The sequence below is a fragment of the Patiriisocius sp. Uisw_017 genome, assembly GCF_047731265.1.
In the GTDB taxonomy this organism is placed as follows: domain Bacteria; phylum Bacteroidota; class Bacteroidia; order Flavobacteriales; family Flavobacteriaceae; genus Patiriisocius.
The window spans coordinates 2,774,176-2,789,801 of sequence record NZ_CP159835.1; the positions used below are offsets into that span (position 1 = coordinate 2,774,176).

Annotated in this window: 13 protein-coding genes; 8 read left to right on the top strand and 5 right to left on the bottom strand. The window is 36.8% G+C overall.

Annotated elements, in window-relative coordinates; translation table 11 throughout:
- Positions 1-25 precede the first annotated feature (25 nt).
- On the top strand, positions 26-856 hold the full coding sequence (locus ABXT67_RS12520; RefSeq protein WP_415374385.1) for a S1 RNA-binding domain-containing protein: 831 nt from the start codon (positions 26-28) through the stop codon (positions 854-856).
- Positions 857-997: 141 nt separating this feature from the next.
- Entirely contained in the window at positions 998-2,728 is a 1,731-nt protein-coding gene (locus ABXT67_RS12525) for an alpha/beta hydrolase-fold protein (RefSeq protein ID WP_415374386.1), read from the top strand.
- 58 nt (positions 2,729-2,786) lie between these two features.
- Here the strand turns inward: ABXT67_RS12525 and ABXT67_RS12530 are convergent, their stop codons facing one another.
- Complete coding sequence (locus ABXT67_RS12530) at positions 2,787-3,287, bottom strand: hypothetical protein (protein WP_415374387.1); 501 nt, start codon at positions 3,285-3,287, stop codon at positions 2,787-2,789.
- Between the two features lie 51 nt (positions 3,288-3,338).
- The gene (locus tag ABXT67_RS12535) at positions 3,339-4,457 is read right to left on the bottom strand and encodes a C1 family peptidase (RefSeq protein WP_415374388.1); all 1,119 of its coding nucleotides are present in this window, start codon (positions 4,455-4,457) and stop codon (positions 3,339-3,341) included.
- A 104-nt stretch (positions 4,458-4,561) separates the two neighbouring features.
- On the opposite strand from ABXT67_RS12535, the gene ABXT67_RS12540 reads away from it, so the two are divergent.
- Positions 4,562-5,401, top strand: a complete 840-nt coding sequence (locus tag ABXT67_RS12540) for a 1,4-dihydroxy-2-naphthoyl-CoA synthase (RefSeq protein ID WP_415374389.1) — start codon at positions 4,562-4,564, stop codon at positions 5,399-5,401.
- 90 nt (positions 5,402-5,491) lie between these two features.
- A complete protein-coding gene (locus ABXT67_RS12545; protein WP_415374390.1) occupies positions 5,492-6,232 on the top strand; it encodes an ion transporter in 741 nt (246 codons plus the stop codon).
- A 50-nt stretch (positions 6,233-6,282) separates the two neighbouring features.
- Here the strand turns inward: ABXT67_RS12545 and asnB are convergent, their stop codons facing one another.
- The 3 genes from asnB to ABXT67_RS12560 all read right to left on the bottom strand — a co-directional run bounded on the left by asnB (position 6,283) and on the right by ABXT67_RS12560 (position 10,235).
- The gene (asnB, locus tag ABXT67_RS12550) at positions 6,283-7,971 is read right to left on the bottom strand and encodes an asparagine synthase B (RefSeq protein WP_415374391.1); all 1,689 of its coding nucleotides are present in this window, start codon (positions 7,969-7,971) and stop codon (positions 6,283-6,285) included.
- A gap of 924 nt (positions 7,972-8,895) precedes the next feature.
- A complete protein-coding gene (locus ABXT67_RS12555; protein ID WP_415374392.1) occupies positions 8,896-9,417 on the bottom strand; it encodes a hypothetical protein in 522 nt (173 codons plus the stop codon).
- Between the two features lie 134 nt (positions 9,418-9,551).
- A complete protein-coding gene (locus tag ABXT67_RS12560; RefSeq protein WP_415374393.1) occupies positions 9,552-10,235 on the bottom strand; it encodes an SIR2 family NAD-dependent protein deacylase in 684 nt (227 codons plus the stop codon).
- 41 nt (positions 10,236-10,276) lie between these two features.
- Here ABXT67_RS12560 and ABXT67_RS12565 point away from each other — a divergent pair, with 41 nt between their 5' ends.
- The 4 genes from ABXT67_RS12565 to ABXT67_RS12580 all read left to right on the top strand — a co-directional run bounded on the left by ABXT67_RS12565 (position 10,277) and on the right by ABXT67_RS12580 (position 15,606).
- Entirely contained in the window at positions 10,277-10,954 is a 678-nt protein-coding gene (locus ABXT67_RS12565) for a TrmH family RNA methyltransferase (protein ID WP_415374394.1), read from the top strand.
- A 79-nt stretch (positions 10,955-11,033) separates the two neighbouring features.
- Positions 11,034-11,636, top strand: coding sequence for a non-canonical purine NTP diphosphatase (locus ABXT67_RS12570; protein ID WP_415374395.1), 603 nt, complete (start codon positions 11,034-11,036; stop codon positions 11,634-11,636).
- Positions 11,637-12,275: 639 nt separating this feature from the next.
- Positions 12,276-14,144: a DEAD/DEAH box helicase gene (locus ABXT67_RS12575; protein ID WP_415374396.1), complete on the top strand. Its 1,869-nt coding sequence runs from the start codon at positions 12,276-12,278 to the stop codon at positions 14,142-14,144.
- 697 nt (positions 14,145-14,841) lie between these two features.
- The gene (locus ABXT67_RS12580) at positions 14,842-15,606 is read left to right on the top strand and encodes a carboxypeptidase-like regulatory domain-containing protein (protein WP_415374397.1); all 765 of its coding nucleotides are present in this window, start codon (positions 14,842-14,844) and stop codon (positions 15,604-15,606) included.
- Positions 15,607-15,626 lie beyond the last annotated feature (20 nt).

Below are 15,626 nucleotides of genomic sequence, written 5' to 3' on the forward strand. Positions count from 1 at the left end.
CTTTGCAACAAATAAATACGACAAAATGATTAACCTAGGCGTCTACAATACATTAGAAATTTTAAGAGAAACAGATCCCGGTTTGTACCTTGGTGATACAGAGGAAAACGTGGTGTTGCTCCCACATAGATACAAACCTGAGCATTTTGAAATAGGAGATATGCTTGAGGTATTTGTTTATCTTGATTACGATGAGCGTCCAGTAGCGACTAACTTAACACCCTATGTTACTTTAAATAATTTCGGGTATTTGCATTGTAGCGATGTTAATGAGTTTGGCGCCTATATGGATTGGGGCGTTCAAAAGCAATTATTTGTACCTTTTTCTGAGCAAGCAAGGCCAATGAAAGTTGGAAATTGGTACATCATTTATCTTTATTTAGACGACAAAACCAATAGACTTGTAGGCGCTAGTAAAACCAATAAATATCTTTCTAACGATACTGTTGAACTAGAAAAATTAGAAGAAGTGGATATTATGGTCACTCACTTAACGGAGTTAGGTGCAAACGTAATTATCAACGGAAAATACAAAGGACTTATTTTTATTGATGATATTTTTGAAGATGTGCGCACTGGAGATAGAATGAAGGCCTATATAAAAGGCATTCGAGAAGACAAAAAAATAGACGTTGTATTACAAGTACCCGGTTATAAAAGCATTGAGCCTAATGCAAACTTCATTCTAGAAGAACTCAAAGCAGCCGGAGGATTTATTGCATTGCACGATAAATCGGACCCAGATACCATTAAAAATGAAATGGGTATGAGTAAAAAGAGCTTTAAAAAAGCAATTGGGACACTTTATAAAGACAAGCAGATAGTGTTGAAAGAAGATGGGATTGAGTTGGTCTGACTTTCCAGGACTCTCAATTGTGTTTTAATCTTGATGCTGCCTACTGGTCAGGCAGGTTTGACTTTATTTTGGAACTTTAACACCTCGATGCCTCAACCTCGATGTTGTTTATTTGTATTTTTATAGGAAATTTACCATCCCATGAAAAATACACTTATTTTACTTTTGGTCCTTCTTACAATGTTAAGCTGCAAAAAGGAGACTACATCGCCCAAGACCAAATTTTCAGTAACACTCTCAACAGCTATTGACACGACTAGTATTGACGGTAGATTATTGTTAATGTTCTCCAAAAATCCGGATGCTGAACCGCGCTTTCAAATTAATGATGGGGTTAAAACCCAGTTGATTTTTGGAAAGAATGTAGAAGGATTAAAGCCTGGAGAAACGATCACCTTTACAGACGAGGACTTTGGCTATCCTATAGATAGTTTGAGTAAAATACCCAGCGACACCTATTACGTTCAAGCGTTATTACACACTTATGAGACCTTTAATTTGTCAACGGGTCATACTGTAAAATTGCCTATGGATAATGGCGAAGGGCAGCAATGGAATAAATCGCCAGGAAATATCTATAACGATCCCGTAGAAATTTCTTTCTCTACTGAAAGTAGTATTACTGAAAATATCACCATCGATAAAATCATCCCACCTATTGAAGAACCAAAGGACACGGAGTGGGTAAAACATATTAAAATGAAATCTGAAAAACTCTCCGCATTTTATGGAAGAGATATGTATTTGGGCGCGCATATTTTACTGCCCAAAGATTTTGATAAACATCCCGAAGCAAAATACCCATTGATGGTCTTTCAAGGTCATTTTCCAAGCGATTTTGGTAATTGGAGAACGACTCGATTAGATCCAAACATGAAATCAGAATATTCAGACCGTTTCAAGGTAGACGGCTATAATAAAGTACTAGAACAAGAGGCCTACGATTTTTACGAACGATGGATTTCGCCAGACTTTCCGCGTATGCTTATTATAGAAATTCAACACCCGACACCCTATTACGATGACAGCTACGCAGTAAATAGTGCGGCACAAGGTCCCTATGGCGATGCGATCACCTACGAGTTAATTCCCTATATCGAGGAGCAGTTTAGAGGACTAGGTGAGGGCTGGGCTCGTTTTTTATACGGCGGCTCCACGGGCGGCTGGGAAGCATTAGCGGTTCAGGTTAAATATCCTGACGAATACAATGGTTGTTTTGCAGCCTGTCCAGACCCTATAGATTTTAGCGCATACTGTTTGACCAATATTTACGAAGATGAAAACGCATACTTCTACCAAGGAGATTTTGCAAAACTAGAAGTGCCATCAAAAAGAGATTACTTAGGACAAATCTCAAGCACGCTTCGAAAGGGAAATCATCTGGAATTAGTACTCGGAGATAAATCACGCTCTGGGCAACAATGGGATATTTGGGAAGCAACCTATTCACCCTTGGGCGACGACGGCTATCCGCAACGTATTTGGGATAAATATACGGGCGATATAGACAAAGAAGTGGCGAATTATTGGAAAGAAAATTATGATTTACGTCATATTTTAGAACGAGATTGGAGCAAATTAGGCGATAAGCTAAAAGGTAAAATACATATCTACTGCGGTGATATGGATAACTATTACCTCAACAATGCCGTGTATTTGATGGAGGATTTCTTAGAAAATACGTCTGAACCTTATTACGACGGGGAAGTTACCTACGGCGATAGAGCAGAACATTGTTGGAACGGAGACCCAACCGAACCCAACCATATTTCAAGACTGAGATACAATAGTATGTACTTGCCAAAAATTATGAAACGAATTAATGAAAGTGCGCCCAAGGGCGCGGATTTGAGTAGTTGGAGGTATGAGTGAATGTAAGATTCTAAAGGATGGTGCAGAAAATAAAGGTCTCAATGTATTCGCTGCCTACCTACCAGTCAATCCCTCTGCGACGGTGATGTAGAGAATTTAGGTTTCGGTATCTGGGCAGTCCAGTTGGGTTTAAAAAAGGCTGTTGTTGATTTATATAAACATCATTTTTAATCTGTGTTCCGCCTTCACCAAAATCAAAAGAGGTCTGACCAGTACTTCCTTGAATGGTAATCCCAAATTGCTTTTCCTGCAGTCTTGTAGTGGTAAATTGGCTATTACTATAGGGGATGGTGCTTCCTGTTAATGCAACAGCCATGTCTACAGGTTGCCAGTAATTAGAAGCGGTTATCGTAAAAGAATTTTTGGTATTTTGATATGAGGGTGCTGCGCCCAGGGTGAAACTTCCTTTGTTTTGTTTGGGCATCTTATCTAAAACACTTGCGGCTTTTGGAATGTCCGGTAAGGATTCTAAATTTATGGTATAGTAACGAGTTTCAAAATCGTTTTGAGCAACGACTTGAAGACCGCTAAATAAAAAAATATAAACTAAATATTTCATCGAAAGGTCAGTATCAAATTTTAAGCCAATAGATTATTAGTTTCAGCGTTATTATAAATTCAACTTCTTTGCAGTCTTTTTTGGTATTGCGTCTTTATGAAGTGTAATGCTAATGGCCTTTAACTTCATATACGATTCACTAAAATATACATATCCGCCATTGGCATTTCTTTCGGCATCATCGCCCCAACTGTTTTTCACTTTATAATATTTAGTTCCGTTTTGATCTGTTAGAGATCCGGTGATATGCATTAAATGATCGTCGGTTGTCGTAAAGTTTTCAAATTCATCTTGACGGTATTCTTGGGTAATATTCTTTTCAGGATATAGGCCTTGCAAAGCTTTTTTGTTGTCACCTGAATTCGCAGGGATTATTGCAACACCATCTTTGCTTGAAAAAGTACGCTCACTCACATCGCAATCTAACTCTACCGTAAATCCTTTTGCCAATGCATTGTCAATACTTTCGATCATTTCGTTTATTGGAATGTTGTACATGCTTCCGTAGCTCCAGTTATCTGGTATATTAAGGATAAACGCTGTGTAAAATGGTTCGTGTGTAAAAGACGTTATGGTAGGGTAATCTGCGGGTACAATCTTCATGGCATCCCTAAAACTTTCTGGACTATAAGATTTTCCTTCATAAGTAAAATTAGTCACGTTTTTTCCTAAGTAAATATCCAAAACAGCCTCCGTAGCTGGCTTCCATTTTTTGCTTAGTTTTCTTGCAGGATTACTAATATAGGTTTCTCCCATTGCTTTTAAAACTCCAACTAATTCAGAATGATTGTGACTTGTTTCGTTTTGAAAGAGACCGCTAAATACTTCATTAGGTACCATACCGCAGTCTTTAACAGAGTTCAATACATCGTGCGCCAATCCTCCTTGGCTAAATTGAGCTTTTCCCTGACGCATTACAAAGTTCTCTAATTTTTTAGGATATGTATTTCGTACGGTATACATTTCAGAAAGATCTACTTGCTTCCCGGTGAGTCTTATGACTTCAGATTCAAGAAAAGAAGTGCTGCTAAAACTCCAGCAGGTGCCGGTTTTTCCTTGACTTATTACAGGCGTGGTTTCTAGATCTAAAACGGTGGTGAACTTATAATCTTCTTGGCTCAACAAAGTCAAGGAAGAAATGAAAGTAAGTACAAAAAATATTTTCTTCATAATAAATGTTTATTATTTATAGTCCGTAGTTTATCGCTGCAGTAACCAGGAAGTATAAACCCCAAACCACAAACATTTTCTATCTTTGAGTAAAAATAACAATTATGCTCAAACCCGACTGGAAAACTGCAAAAGAATATATAGATATAACTTACAAGAAATCTCACAATGTAGCGCGTATTGCTTTTAATAGACCGGATGTACGAAACGCCTTTAGACCCAAAACAACGGCTGAATTACTAGATGCCTTGCACGATGCGCAAGAGGATACGAGTATTGGCGTGGTTTTATTATCTGCAGAAGGGCCTTCTAATAAAGACGGTGTTTACAGTTTTTGCAGTGGTGGTGATCAAAAAGTAAGGGGACATCAAGGCTATGTAGGAGATGATGGATACCACAGATTAAATATTCTTGATGCACAGCGAATGATACGCTTTATGCCTAAGGCGGTTATTTGTGTTGTCCCAGGTTGGGCAGTAGGAGGCGGACATAGTTTGCATGTGGTTTGCGATATGACTTTGGCAAGTAAAGAACACGCTATTTTTAAGCAGACAGATGCAGACGTAACCAGTTTTGACGGTGGCTACGGGAGTGCCTATCTTGCAAAGATGGTAGGGCAAAAGAGAGCTCGCGAAATCTTTTTCCTCGGAAGAAACTACTCCGCACAAGAGGCTTTTGAAATGGGAATGGTAAATGCCGTGGTTCCTCATGCCGAATTAGAGCAGACCGCTTTTGATTGGGCTCAAGAAGTTTTAGGAAAATCACCAACAAGTATTAAAATGCTTAAGTTCGCAATGAATCTTACTGACGACGGAATGGTGGGACAGCAAGTATTTGCAGGAGAAGCAACCCGATTGGCATATATGACAGATGAAGCCAAAGAAGGGAGAGATGCATTTTTAGAAAAACGCAAGCCTAACTTTGATAAGAAATGGTTGCCTTAGGAAATCAAAATCGAAAAATGACAATTCCTAATATTGTAACCCCTTAAATTGTATTCTGAACTCAAAAATCCTAACGTAGAACATGAAAAAATGGCTTCACTAAAAAAGATTATTACAAATATCAATTCCAAAAACGGAAGGCAGTTTGATATTTTTATTCAAGTTTTAATTATACTTTCATTAATAGCTTTTTCCATAGAGACGTTGCCTGATATTTCAGATTCTTTAGCGGATTTTTTATATTGGTTTGAAGTCTTTTGCGTAATAATATTTACGGTGGAATATATACTGAGGTTTTATTATGCGAAGAAAAAATTAAGTTATGTTCTTAGTTTTTATGGTATTATAGATATTCTAGCCATACTCCCATTTTACATTTCGTTGGGTGTGGACTTAAGGTCAATACGAGTATTCCGAATCTTCCGAGTGTTTAGAATTTTAAAATTGGCACGTTATAATAAGGCCTTGGATCGATTTAAATTTGCTGCCCAAGATGCTAAAGAGGAAGTTGTTTTATTTATGATTATTACTGGTATCTTATTGTATTTGTCTGCCATAGGTATTTATTATTTTGAGCACGAAGCGCAACCAGAAAAGTTCGCTTCCGTTTTTCATAGTCTTTGGTGGTCTATATCTACCTTAACTACGGTGGGTTATGGTGATGTGTACCCCATTACAACGGGCGGTAAGATTTTTACGTTTTTTATATTAATCATAGGTTTAGGGATTATAACCGTTCCTGCAGGATTGGTTGCTTCCGCTTTATCAAACAATGCAAAATTAAAAAAGGAGGATAAAAATAAATTAGAATACGAGGCCACAAAGGAGTAACAAAGCCTTGTTTACTTTTGTGGCCCCGTCGTCAGGTTTAATATAATGAGTTAATACCCTTCCTCGTGAACATTCGTAACAGCACGACCACTAGGATCGTTCAGATTCTTAAAACTCTCATCCCAATCTAAAGCTACTTGGCTACTGCACGCCACACTAGGCACTGAAGGTACCGTTAAGGCAGCTGCATCGCTAGGAAAGTGTTCTTCAAAAATGGTACGGTAGTAAAACTCCTCTTTGCTCTTAGGTGTTTGGATAGGAAAGCGGTATTGTGCATTTGCTATCTGGTCGTCACTCACTTCTTTGTTTACCATTTCTTTTAAGGTGTCAATCCAGCTATACCCTACACCATCGCTAAATTGTTCTTTTTGCCTCCAAGCTACTTCGTGTGGTAACATATCTCCAAAAGCTTCACGCAACACCCACTTTTCCATGGCTTGGGGATCATCAGGCTTTGATTGTCCCGCAATGATCATTTTATCTTTTGGGTTTAAGCGCATAGCTACGTCCATAAATTCTTTGTCTAAGAAAGGAACCCTACCTTCAATACCCCACGATGCTAAGGATTTATTAGCCCGCAAGCAATCATACATATGTAACTTGTCTAATTTCCTCACATTCTCTTCGTGGAATTCTTTAGCTGAAGGCGCTTTGTGAAAGTAGAGATATCCTCCAAAAATTTCATCGGCTCCTTCGCCAGAAAGCACCATTTTTATCCCCATTGCTTTTATTGCTCGTGCTAAAAGGAACATTGGTGTGGAGGCTCTAATGGTAGTAATGTCATAGGTTTCAACATGATAAATTACATCGCGTAGCGCATCGATTCCTTCTTGAATTGTGAAGTATACCTCGTGATGAACAGTACCAATGTAGTCTGCGACTTTTTTTGCCGCTGCCAAGTCTGGAGAGTCTTTTAGGCCAACTGCAAAAGAGTGTAGTTGTGGATACCAAGCGCCTTCAGTGTCTCCAGATTCTATTCGTTTATTAGCATATTTTTTTGCCAGTGCAGAAGTAACCGAAGAATCAAGACCACCTGAAAGCAAAACTCCATAAGGAACATCACTCATTAATTGTCTATGAACCGCGGCATCTAAGGCTTCTCTTAAATCTGAAATACTGGTCTCGTTTTCTTTAACGTTGTCAAATTCCATCCAGTCGCGTTTGTACCACTGCTTTAATTCGCCATCGCTGCTGTGCAAGTAATGACCAGGAGGAAAGAGTTCAATTTTAGTACAAAAACCTTCCAAGGCTTTCAATTCGCTTGCCACATAAAAGGTTCCGTCTTTATCCCAACCCATATAGAGCGGTATAATGCCCATATGGTCGCGAGCAATTAAATATTCGTTCGTCTTTACATCATACAAGGCAAAACCGAACATTCCGTTGAGTTCATCTAGAAAATCTACCCCTTTTTCCTTGTATAAAGCAAGTATAACTTCGCAATCACTTTTTGTTTGGAAATCATAGCCTCCTTCAAATTGTTCGCGGAGTTCTAAATGATTGTATATTTCCCCATTAGCGGCTAATACTAGGTTTTTATCTTCAGAGAACAAGGGTTGTTTGCCAGAGGTTGGGTCTACAATCGCTAAACGCTCGTGCGCCATGATTGCTTTCTTATTGCTGAAAATCCCACTCCAATCTGGTCCTCGGTGCCTTAAACATTTTGACATCGTTAATAATTGAGGTCTCAAGTCTTCGCTAGGTTGTTTAAGGTCAAAGGCACATACAATTCCACACATAATTTTTTATTTTTAACGGGTTAAATAGTTGTTAGTTTGTTTTTTTAAACGCACCCTTAGTATAGCCGAAATGAGCATAAAAAGAAAAACCGTCAAGTTAAATAAAACTTGACGGTTGAATATTATATACAAGTTGCTGTTACGTCTGGGCGTTATTATTATTATTATTATTATTTATTCCGAAATATAACATTCTTAGTTTTATCTAAATTTGAAAGATAAAAATAAAAAAATAATTTAATCAAGCCTTCAATTTCTGAAACTTTTTATTTTTTTTTCCAAAATCATTCGGTCTGGTTCTTTATAGACGGCGCTTTCGTTGATGGCATTTTGTTTAATAATTACGTCTAATTCTGGATTAATTCAATCATTTTTGGTTTCTAAATAGTATAAACTAGTCATTGAATAGCTCTTGTATGCTTATTTTAGCATCTCCAACCAATCAATCAAAACAATTTTAGATCATTGCTTCTTTGCGTTGAGCGGTAAGATGCGTTCTTATCTGAGGTTTTTGTTTTTTTTTAAATTTTCAAAGAAATCATTTGGCGAATTTTAGCAAGAACACGCATTGTACGCCACTTCTTCACTTTAGGGATTTCACCAAAGAAGTAATTAAGATTTGGGTAGCAGAGCGATAGACTTTCAAGAGACACGTATACTAATATTCAAGTATGCTTATACAGCAGTTCTTTTTCTTTGCTAAAGCATCATTTTAAAAGATCTTTAAATACTTCGTGGTTTTCTATAACCCAAATAGCAACCCTTAGCCTTTTCTTTTAATAGGCCTTTGTATATTTAAATTTCTCGAAAAGCATTTCTTTTGTTTTTAGTAGTTGTCGTAAGATAAAACCAAAAAAGCCACTAAAATTCTTTATGCTTTTAGTGATTTTTATACTTGTAATACCCTAGTAGTGAACGGATAATTCAAATAAATATATGTATATCTGATGGTAATTTTCTTTTATCTATCTGATTTCCATTATTATCAAAATAGATGTATTGCAAGGAGCCATCGCTGTTTAAGCGCACGCGATAAATCATTCTTTTTGGGTTTTCTAAATCAATTAGCTCAGCAGATTTAATAACAGACCCATTTAAGTTATTCATCGCAGCGTTTTGTATGGATTCTGGTAAATCAAATCGTGTCATATATAATGAATAAGCTAACAATTTGCCTGTATCTGTATAATAAGAATAATTACCTAAGCGCCCTGCTTTTTTAAATGCAGCCATATAATAGGTTGCATCACTATCAACAGCAATTTGTTTTTTGTGAAATTTCCAGTTCGTAACAAAACCACCAGGAAATTCCATTCGCTGAGCCCTTATAACTTCTTCTGGAACATCACTTTCGTTAATAGTCGTTCTTTCTATGTTGCTGTATTGAGCGGTAGCATTAGTCATAAATAGAACTAGAATAGCGCTTATGTAATTACTATTTTTCATAACATTTTTTATGTAAATATACTTGTAATTTATTCTTAAATTACTATTTAACAGTATTTTATAATTAAATAAAATAAATATAAATCATAATAATTATTAATGAATAATTACTTATGGTTAAATAATAGTTATGCTTAATTTCTTTGTTTAAGGAGTTGATGCACCAATTTTGGTATTCCTAGAGACGCTTTTTCAGCAATGACAGTTATATTTTTTGATGGGGAGATGGTTGGGTCAGGGTCAATGTAATAAATTTTCGCTTTTTCAGAGGTATACTGTATAAGTCCTGCTGCAGGGTATACCTGCATAGAAGTTCCAATAATAAGAACTATATCTGCTTTTTGCACCAGTATTGTGGCAGTTTCAATTAGTGGCACGGCTTCACCAAACCAAACAATATGAGGGCGCATTTGATAGCCTGCTTCACAAAGATCGCCTAGAACGATGTCACTTTTCCAATCTTTGATATCAGTTTCGTTGTGAGTGCTTCTCGCTTTTAATAACTCGCCGTGAAGGTGTATTATCGTCTTGCTTCCAGCTCTTTCGTGAAGATCATCTACATTTTGGGTGATAATCGTTACTTCGTGTTTTTTTTCGAGCATTACTAATGTCTCGTGAGCAGCGTTTGGTTCCACTTCTAATAATTGTCTTCTTCGTTGATTATAAAAATCCAACACTAGTGCCGGGTCTTTATTAAAGCCTTGAGGCGATGCGACACTCATAACATCGTGCCCTTCCCAAAGACCATTACTGTCCCTAAATGTTTTAAGGCCACTTTCTGCACTAATTCCGGCACCTGTTAAAGCTACAATATTCATAGATAGGTTAATTTGATTATTTTAGCTTAAAATTAAATAATTTGGATCAAGTTTTATACGACTATCTCAAAACTTTTTTGACGGACCGGCGCCTCAATTTATTTGAACGCATCCTCGCACAGAGAACCAGGCATTTTACGGTGGTAACAGAAGACGTCTACCAATTGCATAATACAAGCGCGGTTATGCGAACTTGCGATGTTTTTGGCGTTCAAGATTTGCACGTGGTGGAAGAAATAAGAGGAAAAAGAATTGATAAGGAAATTGCAATGGGTGCTCAGAAATGGGTGGATTTACATCGCAGTTCAAGTATTAAAGATTCTTTAAAAGAATTAAAGGAACAGGGATATCAAATAGTCGCAACAACACCGCATAAAAATGCTACGTTATTGCACGATTTTGATGTCTCTAAAAAAAGCGCCTTTTTCTTCGGAACTGAAAAAGATGGTTTGAGCGACTATGTCTTAAACAATGCAGATGCTGCGTTAAAAATACCAATGTATGGTTTTACTGAAAGTTTGAATATTTCGGTTTCCGCAGCCATTATATTACAAGATGTGGTTACAAGATTGCATCAGTCTGAGGGTAACTGGCAACTAACCGAAGATGAAAAACAGGCGCTTAGTTTTCAATGGATGAAAAACACCATCAAAAATCCTGATGAAATAATCGAACGATATTATAAGGATTTAGAGGCGAAGGAACATAAAACAGAATAAAATTAGCATCATTAAAACTTCAAAAACACGAGGTTATAGTACTCAATATATCGAATTACGAGTAACGCAATAAAAAAAGATGAACGAAAAAAAAGAACACACCTTAGTATTTGCAACAAATAACCCAAATAAACTTAAAGAAGTTCAGTTATTGCTTCCATCCCATATAAAGTTATTGAGTTTAAAAGATATTAACTGTTTAGAAGACATTCCTGAAACAGCTCATACAATTGAGGGCAATGCCATCTTAAAGGTTGAATGGGTTAAAAGCCATTACAAATTAGATTGCTTTGCAGATGACACTGGTTTAGAAGTGGATGCGCTTGGTGGTTCGCCGGGTGTATATAGTGCTAGATATTCTGGCGATAACGCAACATCAGATAAGAACATTGACAAAGTACTCCATAATCTCAAGTTGGCAGAGGATCGTTCAGCACGATTTAAAACAGTGATAGCAATGACCTTTAAAGGCACCGATAGTTTATTTGAAGGTATCTGTGAAGGAAGCATCACAAACTTTAGAAGAGGTGAAAAAGGTTTTGGCTACGATCCTATTTTCTTGCCTACTGAAAGTACCCAAACATTCGCAGAAATGCCTCTTGAAGAAAAAAGTAGGGTAGGGCACAGAGGAAAAGCCATGCGCCTGTTAATCGAGTATTTTTCGCAGTATATTTTGAAATAACACGATAAGCACAGTGTTTTTTATAGCGCTCTTGGCAGTTTTTTTTTATCCTGAATGGTAATATCTATAGAAAGTTCGTAATTGATACTATGCGATATGCATTTTTTTATGCGGAAGATATCGTTAATGGAAGAGGGATTCCAAGCATTGAATGTCATTCTTTTGAAAGTGGAATTCGAATAAGTGGATTGTATCCGTGTGAAAGTGTTGCTTAGGCCCAACGGTGAGCTGTTTTATATAGTAAATACAGACCACAGAAATCTGAAAGTATAATGTGTTGTTAGTGCGCGGTGCCGGTAGATATCGCAGCGCAACCAAAAGAGGTCTGGAGTAGTGTTCCTGACGATTATTGCCAATCTCACGAGGATATCTGTTTAAATTATGATGCTGAATATTAAGTTTCAGTAAAAACAAAACGAGATGGTTGAATTAACTCCTTAAGCCACTCTTAATTAGCTACAATAATTATTCAGAGACTTATCGTAAGTAATTCCCAAATAAACAGTATCTTTGCAGCTTGAAATTCTGAAATAATTCAGAACTGAAAAATCCTCAGGATGAGGTAGTGCTCAAGCGAAGCGATATGTAAAAATGTGTCCATGCTTCCCACAGCACACACTAATTTTATATATTTAAACTATGACCGCATTTAAAGCGCTAGGTCTTGATGAGCAATTGCTCCAAGCCATAACAGACATGGGATTTGAAACCCCAAGTGAAGTTCAAGAAGAAGCAATCCCATTATTATTAGACGAAGACAGAGATCTTGTTGCCCTAGCGCAAACAGGAACTGGTAAAACGGCAGCATTTGGTTTCCCAATGTTGCAAAAAATCGACATTGAAAGTCGTACAACGCAAGGATTAATATTATCTCCTACACGCGAGTTGTGTATGCAGATCACCAACGAAATGAAATCTTACGGTAAGTACAAAAAAGGACTTAACGTTGTCGCAATTTATGGTGGTGCTAGTATTCAAGATCAAGCACGCCAAATTAAAAAGGGAGCACAGGTAATCGTAGCGACGCCTGGTCGCATGAAAGATATGATTAGCCGTCGTATGATTGATATTTCTAAAATTGAGTATTGTGTACTTGATGAAGCAGATGAAATGTTGAACATGGGTTTCTATGAAGATATCACCGAAATTTTATCACATTCACCAGAAGAAAAATCTACTTGGTTATTTAGTGCTACCATGCCAAGAGAGGTTTCGTCCATTGCTAAAAAGTTCATGCACAATCCTCTTGAGGTGACTGTTGGTTCTAAAAATGTAGGCTCTGAGAATGTAGAGCACGAATATTTTGTCGTTTCTGGTAGAGATCGGTATCCAGCATTAAAACGTTTAGCAGATGCAAATCCTGAAATTTTTTCAGTAGTATTTTGTAGAACAAAACGCGATACACAAAAAGTAGCAGAGCAGTTAATCGCAGATGGATATAATGCAGGAGCAATCCACGGAGATTTGAGTCAGAATCAGCGTGATATTGTGATGAAGCAGTTTAGAAATCGTCAAATCCAAATGTTAGTAGCAACAGATGTTGCCGCTCGTGGAATTGACGTAGAAAATATTACACACGTAATTAATTACCAACTGCCAGACGAAATAGAAACCTATACCCACCGAAGTGGTCGTACAGGTCGTGCAGGTAAAAACGGTATCTCTATGGTCATTGTAACCAAGAGTGAAGTGAGAAAGATTAAAAGTATAGAGAAGAAAATTCAAAAAGCTTTTATCAAAAAAGAAATTCCTTCAGGAATGGAGATTTGTGAAAAGCAACTGATGCACCTTGCGAACAACATTAAGAATACAGAGATCAATCACGATATTGATGCGTATTTACCTCAAATTAATGAGGCTTTGGAAGATTTTTCAAAAGAAGAATTGATAAAGAAATTCTTTTCAGTAGAATTTACACGTTTCTATAACTATTACAATAAAGCAAAAGACATCAATCAATCTGAAGGACCTTCTCGAGAGTATAGCGATGATACTGGAAGTACGCGCTATTTCTTAAATGTAGGAGAGAAGGATGACTTTACTTGGATGAGCCTTAAAGATTTCTTGAGAGAAGAACTCAATCTTGGGAATGATGAAGTCTATAAAGTAGATGTAAAAGACAGTTTTTCATTCTTTAACACAGACGAAAAGCATCAAGAAATGGTCATCAAGTTTTTTGAAGACTTTAAATTACACGGTAGAAGTGTTAACGTAGAAGTTTCAACAGATAAAGAAAACAGAGGCAGTCGCGGAAGAGGGCGCTCAAGAGATGGTGGAGGTTACAAAGGAGCCGGACGCAGCAGCCGTGGCGCAGGAGGAGATAGAAGCCGAGGTGGTCGCAGTGGTGGAAGTAGCAGCGGAAGCGGTGGAGGATACAAAGGAAACTTCAAAAAACGAGATAGTGATGGCTCAGGGGGTGGAGATAAAGCGAAATTTAGTGGTAAACGTCGTGGAAAATCAAGACCAGAAAGTGGAGGTACTGGAGGTAGACGTCGTAGAAGTGATTAATTAATTAATTTTTTCAATTTTAGCATTGTAAACTTTGGGCTAGTTTTTGGAATGACTAGTTGTCATTCTAAAAAATAATCAAAAACTAAAGTGCTATAAAAGAGATCAGGAAATTGTCAAGGCTATAAATATTCTTAACTGCTTCAATTTTAGATACACAATCCCCTGAATTTATAAAACTAGTATTCCTATCATCGCCCAATTTCTTTGAAGCAGTGATAGGAATTCTAGCAATTACAGGAATTATGCTGCTTTTCAACAGCAAATTACAAAATGAAAAATACCGTATCAAAAATAGCGTCATTTACATTTTAGTCATAATCATTGCTGCTATTTGTGTATCATTCAAGAATTAAAAATTCTCAATCTTGGAAGTGGTGTTGTGCTTGATAAAAATGATTTAATATTTCCAATTATTGGTCTCGCAATAGTTAGTTGTCTTGTTATTTGGTTAAAAAAAAAGGTTTACAACGAATTATAATTAAATCTAATCAACCTTAAAAAATGCTGTGAAATTTTGAAAGCCACTCTTGGTATCTTAGGGTATAAAGACTCGTTTTTTGGAAAATTTTCGGTGTTGACAATTTATTTCTTTGTAAGAACTTTATTTATGAATATCATAAAATAAATTTATGAGTAGTTGAAACTTTGGTGCGAATTTACCGTCTATTAATTAGTACCTTTATTTTTTGTTATTATGAAAAAAATAATTACTCTTTTTACCTTGTTTTTATATACTACCATAGCGATAGCTCAGGATCCAATTACCATAAACGGTAAAGTAGAAAATGCAGCAAACGATAAACCTTTGGAAAATGTAAATATCGTTAACTTAAATAAAGTAAAGGGCGCTACGACTGGTATTGAAGGAGCCTTTGAAATTAGAGCGTCCGTAAACGATACACTCTATTTTTCCTATTTGGGTTTTAAAAGTATTCGTGTTAGAGTTACCAATGACTGGTTGGAATTTGGAGAGGTAAAAATCAAGATGACTGAACTTGGTATCGCGTTAGAAGAAGTTGTTGTTAAGCCAATAACGCTTACGGGGTATGTTGAGGTAGATGCTAGAACTATTCCAATTTATGATGATTATAGATACCGGATTGATGGCATAGGGAGTGGTTATGAAGGAGGTAACAAACAACCTGGAGCTGTCAATAAAGTATTAAATTCTATTTTTAATCCAGCAGATTTTCTCTTTAATATTTTTGGCAAGCGACCTCAGCAAATGAAAAAGCTGCGGCAGATGAAAGAAAACGATGAAATCAGGAATTTGTTAGCTGGAAAATTTGATAGAGAAACGTTGATGGCGGTGCTTCAACTAGAACGATCTGATATTGACGAAATTCTTAATAACTGCAGCTACTCAAAAGCCTTTATTAACTCTGCTAGCGATCTTCAAATCCTCGATTCTATTAGTGAATGTTATGAGGAATATCGTGTTTTAAATCGAGAGAAGTAGATTGTTTGAAAATAGTAGCG